Below are 16,160 nucleotides of genomic sequence, written 5' to 3'. Positions count from 1 at the left end.
CGTCAGCCGTGGCGCTCGTCTAAAACCTCGGCGGGCGAGCGATACTCGTCGCCGTGGCGGTGACAGAAGCTCTCTCGATCGGTGTCGCCGACCGTGTAGTAGTCGGGCGCCTCGGCCTCACAGACGGCCCCGAACGCCTCGAAGAGGACCTCGAGGGCGCTCGCCTCGTCACCCGCCCGGACGTGGTCGGCGGCCTCGTCCAGGGGCTCCTCGACCTCCGGCGGGACCGTGACGTCCCCGAACACCTCCTCGTAGATCCCGTCGATCGTCCCGAAGCGGCTCTCGCGGCCGAGCAACTCGCGGATCCGGTCGGTGGTCGTGCGGTCGGCCCGTTCGCGCTCGCGGAGCACCTCCCGGAGCGTGTTGATCGCCGTCCAGAGTTCGTCGTCGAGATGGGCGAACTCGTCGGGACGGATCCGGACGGGACACCGGGTGCTGAAGGGACAGCCAGAGGGGGGATGGCGGGGGTTCGGCGGCGTCCCGTACAGCGTGATCCGGTCGCTGTCGCTCGTGGGATCCGGTTCGGGGATCGCTGACAGCAGCGAGTGGGTGTAGGGGTTCGCGGGGTCGGCGAACAGCTCCTCGGTCGGGCCCAACTCCATAATATTGCCCAGGTACATCACCGCGACCCGGTCGCAGATGTGGCGCACGACCGAGAGGTCGTGGGCGATGAAGAGGTAGGTGAGGCCGAACTCCTCCTGGAGGTCCTCCAGGAGGTTGATGACCTCCGCCTGGACGCTCACGTCGAGGGCGCTTACGGGTTCATCGAGCACGATGAAGTCGGGTTCTAAGGTGAGCGTCCGGGCGATGCCGATGCGCTGGCGTTGCCCCCCGGAGAACTGGTGGGGGTAGCGGTAGTAGTGTTCGCGCTGGAGCCCGACGGTGTCGAGCAGTTCCCGGACCTGCTGGCGGCGCTCGCGGGGCGTCCCGACGTCGTGGACGTCGAGGGGTTCCCGGACGATCTCGCCGACGGTCATCCGGTCGTTGAGACTCGAGTCGGGGTCCTGGAAGACGATCTGGCTGTTCCGGCGCCACTGTTTGAGCTGCTTGCCCGACAGCTCCGTGACGTCGGTCCCGTCGAACAACACCTCGCCGCCGGTCGCCGACTCGAGCTGGACGAGCGTCCGCCCGAGCGTCGTCTTCCCACAGCCCGACTCACCGACCAGTCCGAGGGTCTCCCCGCGCTTGATGTCGAAGCTGACGCCGTCGACGGCCTTCACCGGCGGTCCACCGAACATGCTGTCGCCGCCGTAGTAGGTCCGGAGGTCCCGGACCTCGACCATCACGTCCTCGTCCGCGCCGGGCTCGGTGAACGTCGTCTCGACGGGTTCCTGGCTCATCGCCGCTCACCCCCTTGTTCGCGGACCGAATCGTCGCGGGCCTCGTGGCTCGAAACCGCCGCCTCGCGCGGCTCGTCCTCGGGGTAGAGCAGGCAGGCGGCGGTGTGGTCCCCGTCCTCGTCGTTGACCGGCACCGAGACCGGGTGGACCTCATCGCAGGGCTCGAAGCGTTCGGGACAGCGTGGCGCGAAGCGACAGTAGGTCGCCGGCTCGTTGGGCGTCGGCACCGTCCCCTCGATGGTCTGGAGCCGGCCGCCCTCCTGGCGGCCCGGGATCGACTCGAGGAGCCCGCGCGTGTAGGGGTGGCGCGGCTGGGCAAAGAGCGGTTCGACGGCGGCGGATTCGACGACCTCGCCGGCGTACATGACGTTGACGCGGTCGGAGACGTCGGCGATGACGCCCATGTCGTGGGTGATGAACATGATTCCGAGGTCGCGGTCGGTCTGGAGGTCGGCCAGCAGTTCGAGGATCTGGGCCTGGATCGTCACGTCGAGGGCGGTCGTCGGCTCGTCACAGATCAGGACCTCGGGATCGCAAGCGAGGGCCATCGCGATCACGGCCCGCTGGCGCATCCCGCCCGAGAACTGGTGGGGGTACTCGTTGACCCGCCGGCGGGCGTCAGGGATCCCGACGGCCTCGAGCAGGTCGATGGCCTCGCGGGTCGCCTCCCGGCCCGAGAGGTCCCGGTGGAGTTCGAGAGCCTCCTCGATCTGGTTGCCGACGGTGTAAACCGGGTTGAGACTCGTCAGGGGATCCTGGAACACCATTGCGATCCGGCCGCCGCGCATTGCGCGCTGGGACTCCCCCGAGAGGCGGGTGATCTCGACGAACCCGTCCAGGGGGTCGTCGACCGTCCCCTCCGTGATGAACACGCAGTCCTCGGGGTCGATCCCGAGGGCCTCGCCGTAGCCGGCGGCGACGAAGTCCGCGACGGACGCCTCGCTCGCGTCGTCGTAGCCGAACGCGGAGGGCGTCGCGCCGACGGCGTCGTGGGCGAATAACGCTTCCGGGTCGCGTCCCTCGGCGACGGCCGCGAGGTCGACGGTCCGTCCGGGGAACCGGTCGGCGAACTCCCGGACGGTGTCGGTGTGGTGGAAGCGAACGCTGCTTCCCTCGAGGATCCGGCCCGGCGAGTCGACTAACCCCATGATCGAGCGGGCCGTGACGCTCTTTCCGGAGCCCGACTCGCCGACGATGCCGACGGTCTCGCCGGGAACGATCTCGAAGTTCACGCCGTCGACCGCCCGGATCACCTCCTTGTCGGTGAAGAAGGCGGTCTGGAGGTTTCGGACGGTGACGATCGGCTCTTCGCGGGTTCCCGTCCGCTCGGCGGTCTGCTCGACGGCCATCAGGCACCACCCCCCGTGGCGGCCGCGTCGGCACTGGCGTCTCCGGCCTCGCTCTCGGGGTCGATCGCGTCGCGGATGCCATCACCCAGGGCGTTGAAGCCGGTGACGACGAAGACGATCATGATGCCGGGGATCGTCGAGATGTGCCACGACGACCCCGAGATGTACTGCCGCCCCTCACTGACCGCTCGTCCCCACTCGGGGGTCGGGGGGCTGATCCCCAGCCCGAGGAAGGAGAGGGCGGCGGTCACGATGATGACCGCACCGAGCATCAACGAGGCGTAGATCATGATGTATGTCAGGATGTACGGACTCATGTGTTTGCGCATCGTCATTCCGGGGCTCTGGCCGTAGCTCTTGGCCGCGTCGACCCACTCCTCGGAGGCGACTTGCAGGGAGGGCCCGCGTATCGACCGCCACAGCCCCGGCCAGTACACCCCTGCGAGGATCAGGGCGAGCAGGAACCCGCCGTTGTAGATGTCCATGATCGGGTGATCCGCCTCCGCGAACAGCACGTTCAACAATAGGATCAATAGGAACGCGGGGATCGAGATGATCGTGTCGCTCGCGACGACAGTCAGCACGTCGACCAGTCCCTTGTAGTAGGCCGTGATCATCGAAAGCGCGGACGCGATCGCGGTCGCCAGTCCGATCGACGTGAGCCCGATCACCAGCGACGTCCTGGCACCGTACATCAGGAAGGTAAAGAGGTCCTTCCCGTCCTGGTTGGTGCCGGCCGGATGCCAGCGGTCGTATTGGTCGTAGCTCAGGGGACCGACGTTGTCCGAGCCGCCCTGGGAGCGACTCGCGAGGTTCGCGTCACCCTGGGTCACCGTCTGGAGTTCGCCGCCCTCCAGATACTGGAACTCGTATTCGTACGGCGAGTAGAGGTTCGCCTCCGCCGTAACCGGGCCCAGCGAGGGCGCAAAGATCGCCATCACGACGAACGCGAACACCATCGCCAGCCCGAAGATCCCCCAGTAGTGGGTCCGAAACCGGTTGATGCTGTCGTCTCGCGGCGTCCAGTCGGCCTCCCGGTAGTGCTCCCGGAAGACCTCGTACCCCTTCCAGAGCCAGGCCGCGACGACGAACGAGTAGGCGTAGATGACGAACACGCGGATCGCCCACGCCACCGCCGGCGAGAGCCCGAGGAACGTTCCCTCCCAGCCGCCCCCCGGCGTTCGATACCCCTGGTTCGGGATCGTGTCCCGCTGGGTCAGCGTCTGGATCGTCCCCGCGGACTCGAGGGCGTCGGTAAGCCAGCCGATCGCGGCCTCGAGGGCGGCGCCGACGGGCGTGAAGACCACGAGCGCCGCGACGACGGCGAGGGCGACCGTGATCAGCCCCCGCTCGATGATCTCGTCCCTGCCCTCGCCGGTGTCGAGCCCGAGCCGGTTGACCAGCGAGACGGGGACGAACAGCCACTTGATCAGGACGGCGGCGACGGCAAGCAAGAGGAGCGCCGTGATCGCGGCCCCGACGATGCCAGCGGCGCCGCCGAGCGAGCCCGCGACGTTGTCGGCGACCGTGCCGGGAACGCCGGCGGCGCCGCCGAGAAACCCGCGGGTCAGGGAGCCGATGTAGACGATCGCGCGCGCGACCCGCCCGAGCTCGAGCGCGAGCAAGACGGCGAGCCCGGCGAGCCAGACGAGTGCCGGCCGCGGGTTCGCCTCGATTCGTTCGCGAAGCGTTCGGTCGTCGTCGTAGTCGTAACTCATTGTTGGTCGTACCCCACGCGCGGGTCAAGGATCGTGTACAGCAGGTCCTGGACGATGTTGAGCCCGATGGTGATGATCGTGAAAATGAAGATCAGCGCTCCGGCGAGCGGAAGGTCGGCCTGGACGGCCGCGTTGAAGAACAGCGCCCCGAGCCCGTTGATCCCGAAGATGGTTTCAACGATGACCGAGCCGCCGATGAGCAGGATCGCCTCGTTCGTGATGATCGGCACCAGCGGGATCAGGGCGTTCCGGAAGACGTGTTTCCAGACGATGACCCGCCCCGACAGCCCCTTGGCCCGTGCGGTCTCGACGTAGTTCGAGTTGATCGTCTCGAGGAAGGCGGTCCGGCCGATCCGGAGCTCCGCGGCCATCGAGGCCGATCCGAGGACGAGCGCCGGCGGGAGGATCACCTTGATCGCGACCAGCAGCTCGCCGAGATCGGGGTCGAACCCGGTGGGGATCGGGAGCGGCCCCAGCGAACCCCAGGTAGTGCCCAGGAAATCAAGCGGCGGCGTGCCGATGAGGCTCTCGACGTTCGGCCCGAACGTGTACCAGTCGAAGCCCAGCGGGCCGGCGCCGCCGGCGGTCTGGCGAAGGACGGCGAGGAGCATGATCGCGAGCCAGAAGTTCGGCATCGCGAGCCAGACGATCCCGCCGAACGAAGCGACGTAGTCACCCCAGCTGTTGGGATTGAGCCCGGCGTAGAAGCCAAGCGGGATCCCGACGAAAAGCGGGAGGAGGATCGACCAGAAGCCGAGCCACAGCGTCCGCGGGCCGTAGATCCCGACGAGTTCCGTGACGGTCCGGCCGGGCTGGATGACCCACGACTGGCCGAAGTTGAACGTCAGCAGGCCGATGATGAACTCGACGTACTGCTGCCAGAGGGGCTGGTCGAGCCCGAGACTCTCCCGGATCGCCTGGGCGTCCCCGCCGGTCCCCTCGGGGCCGAGGATAGCCGCGACCGGGTCCAGCGGACCCATTCGGAGCGCGACGAAGATGAGCGTCATCACCAGAAAGAGCACCGGTACCATGAGCACGAGCCGCTTGAAGAAGTACCGCCAGCGGCTCACAGCGGCCCACCTGCCTGGAAAACGGTCGCCGTGTTCATCATAGTAGTTGGTTACGATGGAAGGGTATATTTGCCTCGGTTTCTCGCGAGCGGGTCACAGGAATCGAACCGACGATTCGTCGGGTCGAGGACCGACACCGCCGTCAGTTCGCGAGAACCGGGGAACGGGGTTACTCGTCGCTTTGGTTGCCGCCGGTCTCGTTGCCGCCGGTTTCGTTCGTCTCGTTACCGGCGTCCATGCCGTCGCTTTCGTTGCCACCGGTCTCGTTCGTCTCGTTTCCGCCGGTCTCGTTCCCACCGGTCTCGTTTCCGGCACCGCCGTTGCCGCCGGTCTCGAGTTCGCCCTCCGCGGCCGCCTGCCAGTCGAGGTAGTAGCCGTTGGCCTCGCCGGGCATGCGACTGGTGTCGGTGTTGGCCGGCTCGAAGCCGAACATGCCGTACGCGATGGAGGTCCAGCTCCAGATCCAGCCCAGCGAGTACATCTGGAGGTTCCCCTCCTCGCCGCGGCTGATGAGCGTCGAGAACTGGGCCTGTTCGATCTCGAACTCAAGGCCTGTCCCGGAGGCCTGGTCGCGGATGAGGCGTGCGGCGTCCTGGAACGTCGGGTCCTCGTAGGTCGTCAGCGTGATCGAGTACGGATCGTCCTCGGTGTAGCCGGCCTCCTCTAGGACCTGGGTCGCCGACTCACGGTCGGTTTGGTTGGCGCCGTACTGCCAGTCCTCGACCCACTGATCGTAGGCGACGACGTCCTCGGGCCACAGCGCGGGCGGGGTGAAGCTGAACGCCTCGGTCCCGCGCCCGGCGAAGACCTCCTGGACGATCGACTCGTGGTTGGTGATGTACGCGATCGCCTGTCGGGGAGCGAGTTCGGTCTGGGCGACGTTGAACGCGAAGTAGTACGTCGAGATGTCCGAGACGCCGACGTAGTTGACCGTGTCGCCGTTCTCGATGGAGCTGTAGGTTCCGACCTGTCGTCCCTGGTCGTCCTCCTCGGCCTCGATGTTCCCCTCCTCGTAGTACGGCGTCGGAATGCCGAAGACGTCGACGTTTCGTTCGTTGGCGACCGTCCAGATGGCCTCGGCGTCCTCGATGACCTGCCACTCGACGCCGTCGACGCTGGCCGCCTCGCCGTGGTAGTTGTCGAAGCTGGTGACGCTCACGACGTCCTCGGGCACCCACTCCTCGAACGTGAAGGGCCCGGTGCCGTTCATGTCCTCGGTGGCGAACGTCTCCTGGTCGACCTCGCCGTCGACGCCCGGAATGTCGCCGACGTAGCCCTGCCGGACGGCCGAGAACGAGTCGTAGGTGAGGACGTCCATGGTCGACGGGTTCGGCCCGACGATGGACATCTCGATGGTGTAGTCGTCGACGGCCTCGACACCGAGGGACTCGGGGACGACGTTCGCCGGCCCGGTGCCCTCGTCCTCGCTGGTCTCGTGTTCCATGCCGACTCCGGTGCTCGGACTGAGGGCGAAACTCGCCCGCTGGCTGTTCGGCGACTCGACGAGCCGGCGCCAGGAGTAGACGAAGTCCTGGGCGGTCAGCTCCGTCCCGTCGTGGAACTCGACGCCCTCCGTGATCGTGAACGTGTAGGTCGTCTCGTCGTCGGAGAGCTCGACGCTCTCTAGAAGCTGGTTCTCCATCTCCGTGACGCCCGCGGGGTAGGTCGTCAGCCCCTCGTAGACCTGCCCGATCTTCGACGCCGATTCGGTGTCGGTCGACTCGATGGGATCGAGCGTGGAGACGGTCCCGCTGATGAGCCGCAGAACGTTCTCGTCTTTGTTCTCGTTGCTCGTATCGACCTCGGCGGTGTTGTACACCTGATGGTGGCCCCCCAGCGGGCCCATCGGCTCGATGTCGACCCAGTCGTACCAGAACCGCTCGCTCAGTCCGTGGTACAGCGGCATCAGGACCATGTCGTCCCTGACGGCCTCCTCCATTGCGACGTAGGCCTCGTTGCGGACGTCCTCGGCGTCGGGGCTGGGGTTCTGCTCGACGCGGTTCCAGGCGTTCTGGGCCTTCTGGACGTTGCTTACGTCCTCCCCGTCGCCCCCTTCGGACTCGTTGCCCTCGGTTTCGTTGCCGTCCGTCTCGTTGTCGGCCTCGCCGTTGCCGTTGCCGTTACCATTGCCGTTCCCGTTACCGTTGCCGTTTCCGTTCCCGTTGCCGTTTCCGTTGCCATTCCCGTTGCCGTTACCATTGCCACCGTCGTCGCCCATACAACCCGCGAGCGCGAGTGCGGTTGCGGTTCCGCCGGCTGCCTCGAGGAATCGTCGCCGATCCATTGTCGATTTCCGCGACATAGGTCTGTCCTTGGTCACCAATCTGTTAAACGTTCCGTTCCCCGTCCCGCACAGAAAACAGCCACTACTGGCCCTTATCGTCCAATTATGTGCAAAATTGGTTGACAGCGGCGCCGGAACGCGAGGCGTTCCTGTCTACACCCGCTGCCGGTGGGGCGAACCGGTTCGACCGGAACCCCGAACTTTTTGCCGACGTTCACCGTGGCGTGAGTATGGACTACCGGGAAGTCGACTCGAGCGCGGAGTACGTCGCGCGCCTCGAGACGGGCGCCGACTGGCGCGGGGAGATCGAGTCGCTGGCCGCCGAAGCGGACGCCGACGCGGGCTGGTTTACCGCCCTCGGCGCCGTCTCCGACGCCGAGATCTGGTTCTACGACCAGGACACGAAGGAGTACGAACCCGTCGAGTTCGACGAACCCCTCGAGGTCGCAAGCTGTGTCGGCAACGTCTCGTGGCTCGACGGCGACCGGTTCGCTCACACCCACGCCGTCCTCTCGCGACCCGACGGCGAGACGCTGGCTGGCCACCTGAATAGCGCGACCGTGTTCGCCGGCGAGGTTCACCTCCGGGTCTTCGAGGAGCCCCTCGAACGCACGCACGACGAGACCACCGACCTCGACCTCTGGCTCTGATGGGCCCCGAGGACGAACGCTACTTCGAGCGGCTCGAAGGGGGGTTGGAGGAGGCCCTCGAGATCGCAAACCGGGCGAAATCACGGGGGGAAGACCCCGAGCCCGAAGTCGAGATCCCCGTCGCCCGCGACATGGCCGACCGAGTCGAGAACATCCTCGGGATCGACGGCGTCGCCGAACGCGTCCGCGAACTCGAAGGCGAGATGAGCCGCGAGGAGGCCGCGCTGGCGCTCGCCGAGGACTTCGCGGAGGGACGGGTCGGCGACTACGAGACCCGGGCTGGAAAGGTCGAGGGCGCCGTCCGAACGGCGGTCGCCCTGCTCACCGAGGGCGTCGTCGCCGCCCCCATCGAGGGGATCGACCGGGTCGAACTCCTCACGAACGACGACGGCACCGAATTCGTCAACGTCTACTACGCGGGCCCGATCCGGTCGGCGGGGGGCACTGCCCAGGCACTCTCCGTGCTCGTCGCCGACTACACCCGCGCGCTCGTCGGCGTCGATCAGTACGTCGCCAGAAGCGACGAGGTCGAACGCTACGCCGAGGAGATCGCCCTCTACGATTCGGAGACCGGACTCCAGTACACCCCCAAGGCCAAGGAGGCGAAGTTCATCGCCGAGAACCTGCCGATCATGCTGGACGGCGAGGCGACGGGCGACGAGGAGGTCTCGGGCTTTCGGGACATAGAACGGGTAAACACCAACTCCGCGCGCGGAGGGATGTGTCTCGTCCTCGCCGAGGGGATCGCGCTGAAGGCCCCCAAGATCCAGCGCTACACCCGCGAGTTAGACGAAATCGACTGGCCCTGGCTCCAGGACCTGATCGACGGCAACTACGCCGACGGCGAGGAGACGGACGAATCGGAGGCCGACGAGGAGGAGACGGGAGACGGGAAGGGTGCCGACGGGGACGGCGCCGAGAAACCGGCGAAACCGGTGGGACCACCCCGGGCGGAGCCCTCCGAGAAGTTCCTCCGGGACCTGATCGCCGGCCGGCCGGTCTTCGCCCATCCCAGCGCGAAGGGAGGGTTTCGCCTCCGGTACGGCCGGGCGCGAAATCACGGCTTTGCGACCGGCGGGGTCCACCCAGCGACGATGCACATCGTCGACGACTTCCTCGCGACGGGAACCCAGATCAAGACCGAACGCCCCGGAAAGGCCCACGGCGTCGTTCCCGTCGACTCCATCGAGGGCCCCACCGTTCGCCTCGCCAACGGCGACGTCCGCCGGATCGATAGCGTCGAGGAGGCCCGGGAGGTGAAAAACGGCGTCGAGGCGATCATCGACGCCGGCGAGTACCTCGTCAACTACGGCGAGTTCGTCGAGAACAACCATCCACTCGCGCCCGCGGGCTACGCCGTCGAGTGGTGGGAACAGGAGATGGAGGCGGCGGGCGCGGACGTCCAGGCGCTCTCGGACGATCCGGGGATCGACCTCGAGTCCCCGGCCGCCACGAACGCCCTCGAGTGGGCCAAAGAGTACGACGCGCCGCTTCATCCCACCTACACCTACCAGTGGCACGACCTCCCGGTCGACGGGTTCGACGCGCTCGCCGACGCGGTCTCGGCCGGTCGCCTCGAACGCGCGGGCGAACGGCTCGTGCTCGAACCGGACGAGGCAGTTCGGGAGGCCTTAGAGACGGTCGTGATCGAACACCGACAGCGCGAGGACCGCATCACGGTCGACGACTGGCGGCCGTTCGTCGAGTCGCTCGGTTGCGTGGTTCGCAGACCGGACGGGGCTGGTGGAGGAGACAGCGAGCGGGCGATCGGCGACGGCGGCGTCGCCGCCGATCCGTCGGGTGAGGACGGCGAGGACGCCCCCGACGGGCCGCGGATCGAACGCATGTGGGTCCACGGGGACCTCTCCGAACGCGCCCGCGAGTGGGACGGCGGCGAGAACGCCATCGAGGCCGTCGACGAGGTCGCGCCCTTCACAGTGCGAGAGCGGGCCCCGACCCGGATCGGCAACAGGATGGGCCGCCCCGAGAAGTCCGAGCGCCGGGACCTCAGCCCGGCGGTCCACACCCTGTTCCCGATCGGGGAGGCCGGCGGCGCCCAGCGCGACGTCGCGAAGGCGGGCAGCCACGCCGAGACGATGTCCGACACGCCGGGAGTGGTCGAGGTGGACGTCGCCCGCAACCGGTGTCCCAAATGTCACACCGAGACGTACAAGAACCGGTGTCCGGAGTGTGAGAGCCGGACCGAGGCCGACTACCGCTGTCCCGACTGCGACCGGCGGATCGAGCCCGACGAGGCCGGCCGGGTCGAGTGCGACCGCTGCGAGCGGGAGGCGACCTGTGTCGAGGCAACGGAAATCGACATCGACGCCGAGTACCGCGACGCCCTCGAGTCGGTCGGCGAACGCGAGAGCGCATTCGAGATCCTCAAAGGGGTGAAGGGAATGATGTCGGCGGATCGGGTCCCCGAGCCGATGGAGAAGGGGATCCTTCGGGCGAAACACGACGTCAGCACGTTCAAGGACGGCACCGTCCGCTACGACATGACCGACCTCCCCGTGACCTCGGTCCGGGCGCGAGAACTCGACGTCGATGTCGGCCAGTTGCAGGCACTCGGCTACGAAGAGGACGTCCACGGCGACCCCCTGACTCACGAGGACCAACTGGTCGAACTCAAGGTCCAGGACGTCGTTCTCTCGGACGGTGCCGCCGACCACGTAATGGCGACGGCGGACTTCGTCGACGACCTCCTTTCGCAGTACTACGGGCTCGAGCCCTTCTACGAGATAGAAGATCGGGAGGATCTCGTCGGCGAACTCGTCTTCGGGATGGCCCCCCACACCTCCGCGGCGACCGTCGGCCGCGTCATCGGCTTTACGAGCGCCGCCGTCGGCTACGCACATCCGTACTTTCACGCGGCCAAGCGCCGGAACTGTGACGGCGACGAGGACTGCGTCATGTTGCTCATGGACGGCCTCCTGAACTTCAGTGAGAGTTTTTTGCCAGACCAGCGCGGCGGGAAGATGGACGCCCCCCTCGTCATGTCCTCGCGGATCGATCCCGCCGAGATCGACGACGAGGCCCACAACATGGACGTCGTGAGCGAGTATCCCCTCGAGTTCTACGAGGCGACCCGGGAGATGGCCGACCCCGAATCCGTCAACGTGCGAATCGCCGAGGAAAGCGTCGGCACCGACGGCGAGTACACCGGCTTCGCCCACACCCACGACACGAGCGACATCGCGCTCGGACCGGACCTCTCCGCGTACAAGACCCTGGGCTCGATGATGGAGAAGATGGACGCCCAGCTCGAGCTCGCCCGGAAGCTCCGGGCGGTCGACGAGACCGACGTCGCAGAGCGGGTGATCGAGTACCACTTCCTGCCCGACCTCATCGGGAACCTCCGGGCCTTCTCGCGCCAGGAGACCCGGTGTCTCGACTGCGGGGCGAAGTTCCGCCGGATGCCCCTGACCGAGGTCTGCCGGGAGTGTGGCGGGAAGGTCAACCTCACCGTCCACCAGGGGTCGGTCAACAAGTACATGCAGACCGCGATCGACGTCGCCGAGGAGTACGGCTGCCGGGAGTACACGAAACAGCGCCTCGAGGTGTTAGAGAAGTCCTTGGAGAGCGTCTTCGAGAACGACAAGAATAAGCCCACGAGCCTTGCGGATTTCATGGGCCCAGGTCCCGGAGAAGACGACTAAGGTTCGCCTGGAACCAGTGCTCGAGGATCGCCGGGTACTCGATCATGGCGCTTCAACCCCACGAGGGTTCGTCTGGACGAGGAGGAGGAGCGCCCGTACTGGCCCTGGCGGCCCTGCCAAGTCGATTTCTCCCGCACCGCCCAGTTCAGCCATGAGCAGCGAGCTGGCGACCGAACTGTACGAACGCGGGCGGGGGATGGACACGCACACCGAAGTGATGCGCGACAGCCGCGCGGAGAGCGACCAGAGCTACGACCCCACCGGGTCTGAATCGACGAGGACGACACGCCCGACGGCGTCGTCCGGGGTCTCGTCAGTGACTCCCGGGTGCCCCGCAAGCACGGCTCCGGCCGCGCCGTCGAACGGTGGCCGCGAGGTCGGCGTTCAGCCGGGAGCGCTCGAAGTAGACGTGGTCGAACTCGCTCGACTCGTACTCGACGTAGAGGTCGAGCGGGACTTCGTCGCCGTCCTCTGCGTCTTCGACCGTCTCCGCGAGGGCGCCGTCGTCGGCGCGGACGACCAGCGTCTCGTCGTCCTCGTCGAAGACGACGTGCTCCGCGTCGACGTGCTCCCCGTCAGGCGACCACACCGCGGCGGTGTTACCCGTGACCGACTCGACGTCGTCGGGCGTGTCGAACTGCTCGACGACCTTGCCGTTTCCGTCGACGGTCACGGCGGCGTCGGGCAGGTCGCGGTCGACGCGCTGCATGCGGCCCTCGACGGTGGGGGCGATGGTATCACGCTCCCTGAGGTATTCGACGACGCTCGTCGCGAGCAGTTCGTCGGTGTCCTCGATCATCGGCTTGTCTTCGAGGGGGTAGCCGCTCCCGCCGTCGGCGATGAAGTTGTTGACGGCGACCTCGTAGGTCGCGTCCGCCTCGAGCGCCTCGCCACCGACGCGCACGTCGCGAACTAGCTGCTCCGCGTCGTCATGGGGGACCCACTCGAAGCGCACGCCGCTGACCTGCTGGGACACCTCCTCGCCGAAATCCTGCCCGGTCTCGCTCTCGAGGGTGACGATCTGGCTCGCCAGCGTCTCGACGAGTTCCGCCCCCGTGAGCTCCAGCGTGACGATCGTATTCGGGAACGGGAGGGTGTTGAACACGTCGCCGCCGGTGATCTCGCCGGGACCGTACACCGCGTCCGAGCGGATGCCGCCGGCGTTCGTGATCGCGACGTCGGCGTCGGTCCGCTCGCGCATCGCGTCGGTGATCAGGTTGCCGTAGTTCGTCTCGCGGTGGTAGTTCGACGAGAACGTGGCGTCGAGTGGCGTTTCGGTTTCGGCGATGACCGAGTCGAGGCTCACCTCCGCGCGGTAGTCGTTGATGATCTGTGAGGCGGTCGGATCCTTCGCGATGTCGTCCGTGACCTCGATCAGTTCGCCGTCCCACGAGGTCACCTCGCCGCCCTCGACCGTCAGTTCGATCTCGCTGAGGTAGTTCGCCCGCGCCTCCGCCTCGGAGACGATGGAGCCACTCGTCGTCTCCGGCGGATAGCGGAGCTCGTCGTCACCGGCGACGATCACGTCGATGTCGTCGTCGGCGTCCGCCTCGGCGAGCGCCTCCGCGTCCGGGACGCCTGTGTGTGCGAGCGCGACGACGACGTCAACGTCCTCCTGCTCTCTGAGCCGCCGTGCCTCCGCGGGGCCCGTCTCGGTGAAGTCCTCGATGGTGACGCCCTCCGCCTCGAAGTCGATATTCGTCTTCCCGGTCGTCGCTCCCTCGTCGGCGAGGCCGATGATCCCGACGCGAACGCCGCCGCGGTCGACGACCTGCGTCGACTCGGTCCCGTCGAACGCCTCGCCGTCGTCGGTCACGAGGTTGGTCGCCAGCCAGGGGAACTCGGAGTCGGCCGTCACGTCGGAGATGGCGTCGAACCCGTAGTCGAACTCGTGGTTCCCGATCACGTCCGCGTCCGGCCCGACCTCGTTGAGCACGTCCACCGGCGCGCGCCACTGCGAGATCGGACTGAGCGCGTGCGGTCCCACCTGGTCGCCGCCGCCGACCACGACGACCGGCCCGTCGGCGGACGCTCGTCGCTCCTCGATGAGTGTCACTAGCCGTGGGAAGTCCTCGTCCTCGGCGGCCGCCGTCTGAATGTCGTTGTACGACAGGAGCGTCAGCGTCGTTCCGTCGCCGTCGTCGGCCGTCGCTGACCCCGACAGGAGGGAGCCGCCGAGCACGATTCCACCCGTTCGCAGCACGTCGCGTCGCCGGTACGTATCGTCTCGAAGCATCGTTTCGATCCCAGAGTTGTACGATTATAAAATTTCGTAGCGGAGTGGAATATATAGATGAGAACTACTCCCCCAACGCTCGTGCCTGCTATCGAACCAGGAGACGCCCGAAGTTGTACGAACGCGGGCGGGGGATGGACGCGCACACCGAAGCGATGCGCGACAGCCGCGCGGAGAGCGACCAGAGCTACGACCCCGACGAGCACACCCGGGTGTGGATCGACGAGGACGACACGCCCGACGGCGTCTACCAGAGCCTCACCATCAGCGGCTGTCGCTGGGCGCGCGCCGGCGGCTGTACGATGTGTGGCTACGTCGCCGAGTCCGTCGAGGGCAGCAGGTTTCCCACGACGCCCTGATGGACCAGATCCAGCACTGTCTCGACCACGAGTCCGAGGAGACCGATGGCGATTCCGGGCTGGTGAAGATCTACACCTCCGGCTCCTTCCTCGACGAGCGCGAGGTACCCGCGGAGACCCGGCAGGCGATCGCTTCTGCGCTCGGCGACCGCGACCGCATCGTCGTCGAATCACTGCCCGGCTTCGTCGACCGCGAGACGGTCGAGGACTTCACCGAACAGGGCCTGGAGACCGATGTGGCGGTGGGCCTGGAAACCGCGACGGACCGCGTGGGCCACGACCGCGACCGAGGTTACCGAACCGTCCGGACGCCGAACGCGGAGACGGCGACGCCGCCGAGCAGGGTCGAGAGCCAGTAGGTGGCTCCCCGAAAGACGAGGACGGCCGCGGTCACGGCGGAGGGCTCGATCCCGGTCGTCGGGACGAGGACGGCGACGAACGCGGCCTCGATGCCGCCGAGCCCGCCCGGGAGCGGGGCCGCGCCGGCGAGGTTCGCGATCGGGATGGCGAAGACGAGCACGGCGAGCGGGGCGGCGTGGCCGACCGCGGCGAACGCCGCCGCGAGCGCGACGACCTGGAAGAGCCAGCCCGAAAGCGACAAGCCCAGTGCGGCGGCCAGCCGGCGCCGGCTCGTGGCGACGCGGCCGACGTTCGCGAAGAACCGCCGGGTTCGCTCCCGGAGGTCGGCCTCGAGCGCCTCGGGGTCGAACCGCTCTCCCCCCAGCCGGCCGAGGCGGGGGGCGACGACCGCCGGGAGCCGGGTGGCGATCGCGTGACGGCGCCGCCAGACGACCGTAGCGACGAGCACGACGCCGACGCCGAGGGCGGCCACCGAGAGGACGGCGGCCTCGAGGCGCTCGCCGACGGCGGCGGTGGTCGCGTAGTAGCCGACGCCGAGAAAGGCAAGCGAGAGCGAGGGGACGACGTTCAGGACGTCGAGGCTGGTAACGGCGGCGAGGCCGGTCTCGTAGCGGGCGTCGGCCACCTTCGAGACGAGAGCGGCCGCGACCGGCTCGCCGCCGGCCTGGCCGAAGGGAGTGACGTTGTTCCCGAAGACGATCCCGGCGTAGACGGCGACCGCCAGCGGCGGCGGGAGGGAGACGCCGAGGGCGCCGAGGACGGTCCTGAGCATCAGCCCCCAGGCCGCGAGCCAGCAACACGCGAGGCCGGCGGTCGCGGCGACGAAGACGGGATCGGCCGACAGCAGGGAGTCGGCGATCCGCCGGGCGCCGACGGCGACGAACAGGAGCGTGAGGACCACGACGGCCCCGATCGCGCCGAGGAGGTACGTCCGCCGGTTCCGCTCGTCCATGGCGAGTACGGCACCGTATTGGACTTGAAGGGTCCGCTTTCCTGGCGGGTCCGGACCGGGAACCCGCTACCCGGAGCGGGTTTGGGCCACAACTGGGGCCCTCGGCGGGAGAACGCTCCGGCCACAGCCCTCCACAAGACAGGGGATTCACGCGAGTCAGTGGCGAGCGGGCGACGACCG

9 protein-coding genes and 1 pseudogene are annotated in these 16,160 nt (G+C 67.7%); 3 read left to right on the top strand and 7 right to left on the bottom strand.

Annotated features, from left to right (window positions below; genetic code table 11):
- Positions 1–2: 2 nt before the first annotated feature.
- The 5 genes from LCF40_RS06455 to LCF40_RS06435 form a co-directional block, all read right to left on the bottom strand.
- Positions 3–1,340 carry an ABC transporter ATP-binding protein gene (locus tag LCF40_RS06455; RefSeq protein WP_224827814.1) on the bottom strand — a complete coding sequence of 446 codons (1,338 nt, stop codon included), beginning with the start codon at positions 1,338–1,340 and terminating at the stop codon, positions 3–5.
- Positions 1,337–2,689, bottom strand: a complete 1,353-nt coding sequence (locus tag LCF40_RS06450; protein ID WP_224827813.1) for an ABC transporter ATP-binding protein — start codon at positions 2,687–2,689, stop codon at positions 1,337–1,339. The genes LCF40_RS06455 and LCF40_RS06450 overlap by 4 nt, the downstream gene beginning before the upstream one ends.
- Positions 2,689–4,407, bottom strand: coding sequence for an ABC transporter permease (locus LCF40_RS06445; protein WP_224827812.1), 1,719 nt, complete (start codon positions 4,405–4,407; stop codon positions 2,689–2,691). The genes LCF40_RS06450 and LCF40_RS06445 overlap by 1 nt, the downstream gene beginning before the upstream one ends.
- The gene (locus tag LCF40_RS06440) at positions 4,404–5,477 is read right to left on the bottom strand and encodes an ABC transporter permease (protein WP_114576850.1); all 1,074 of its coding nucleotides are present in this window, start codon (positions 5,475–5,477) and stop codon (positions 4,404–4,406) included. The genes LCF40_RS06445 and LCF40_RS06440 overlap by 4 nt, the downstream gene beginning before the upstream one ends.
- Positions 5,478–5,646: 169 nt before the next feature.
- Positions 5,647–7,779, bottom strand: a complete 2,133-nt coding sequence (locus tag LCF40_RS06435; protein WP_224827811.1) for an ABC transporter substrate-binding protein — start codon at positions 7,777–7,779, stop codon at positions 5,647–5,649.
- Positions 7,780–7,991: 212 nt separating this feature from the next.
- Here LCF40_RS06435 and LCF40_RS06430 point away from each other — a divergent pair, with 212 nt between their 5' ends.
- Together LCF40_RS06430 and LCF40_RS06425 are read left to right on the top strand one after the other, a co-directional pair.
- On the top strand, positions 7,992–8,411 hold the full coding sequence (locus LCF40_RS06430) for a PPC domain-containing DNA-binding protein (RefSeq protein WP_114576849.1): 420 nt from the start codon (positions 7,992–7,994) through the stop codon (positions 8,409–8,411).
- The gene (locus tag LCF40_RS06425; RefSeq protein ID WP_224827810.1) at positions 8,411–12,073 is read left to right on the top strand and encodes a DNA polymerase II large subunit; all 3,663 of its coding nucleotides are present in this window, start codon (positions 8,411–8,413) and stop codon (positions 12,071–12,073) included. Before LCF40_RS06430 ends, LCF40_RS06425 begins: the two co-directional genes overlap by 1 nt.
- Positions 12,074–12,386: 313 nt before the next feature.
- Here the strand turns inward: LCF40_RS06425 and LCF40_RS06420 are convergent, their stop codons facing one another.
- A complete protein-coding gene (locus LCF40_RS06420) occupies positions 12,387–14,276 on the bottom strand; it encodes a bifunctional metallophosphatase/5'-nucleotidase (protein WP_345777842.1) in 1,890 nt (629 codons plus the stop codon).
- Between the two features lie 167 nt (positions 14,277–14,443).
- On the opposite strand from LCF40_RS06420, the pseudogene LCF40_RS06415 reads away from it, so the two are divergent.
- A pseudogene (locus tag LCF40_RS06415) lies at positions 14,444–14,949 on the top strand (archaeosine biosynthesis radical SAM protein RaSEA); the annotation flags it as partial.
- Between the two features lie 11 nt (positions 14,950–14,960).
- Here the strand turns inward: LCF40_RS06415 and LCF40_RS06410 are convergent.
- A complete protein-coding gene (locus LCF40_RS06410; RefSeq protein WP_224827808.1) occupies positions 14,961–15,980 on the bottom strand; it encodes a lysylphosphatidylglycerol synthase transmembrane domain-containing protein in 1,020 nt (339 codons plus the stop codon).
- Positions 15,981–16,160: the final 180 nt, after the last annotated feature.

This window comes from Saliphagus infecundisoli, assembly GCF_020177375.1.
GTDB classification, from domain to species: Archaea; Halobacteriota; Halobacteria; order Halobacteriales; family Natrialbaceae; genus Saliphagus; species Saliphagus infecundisoli.
This window is presented reverse-complemented; position numbering and strand designations above follow the sequence as displayed.

Excerpts from the sequence above, each read along its gene's own strand:
- LCF40_RS06455 (WP_224827814.1), bottom strand. The coding sequence starts at position 1,340 with ATGAGCCAGGAACCCGTCGAGACGACGTTCACCGAGCCCGGCGCGGAC.
- LCF40_RS06450 (WP_224827813.1), bottom strand. The coding sequence starts at position 2,689 with ATGGCCGTCGAGCAGACCGCCGAGCGGACGGGAACCCGCGAAGAGCCG.
- LCF40_RS06445 (WP_224827812.1), bottom strand. The coding sequence starts at position 4,407 with ATGAGTTACGACTACGACGACGACCGAACGCTTCGCGAACGAATCGAG.
- LCF40_RS06435 (WP_224827811.1), bottom strand. The coding sequence starts at position 7,779 with ATGTCGCGGAAATCGACAATGGATCGGCGACGATTCCTCGAGGCAGCC.
- LCF40_RS06430 (WP_114576849.1), top strand. The coding sequence starts at position 7,992 with ATGGACTACCGGGAAGTCGACTCGAGCGCGGAGTACGTCGCGCGCCTC.
- LCF40_RS06425 (WP_224827810.1), top strand. The coding sequence starts at position 8,411 with ATGGGCCCCGAGGACGAACGCTACTTCGAGCGGCTCGAAGGGGGGTTG.
- LCF40_RS06410 (WP_224827808.1), bottom strand. The coding sequence starts at position 15,980 with ATGGACGAGCGGAACCGGCGGACGTACCTCCTCGGCGCGATCGGGGCC.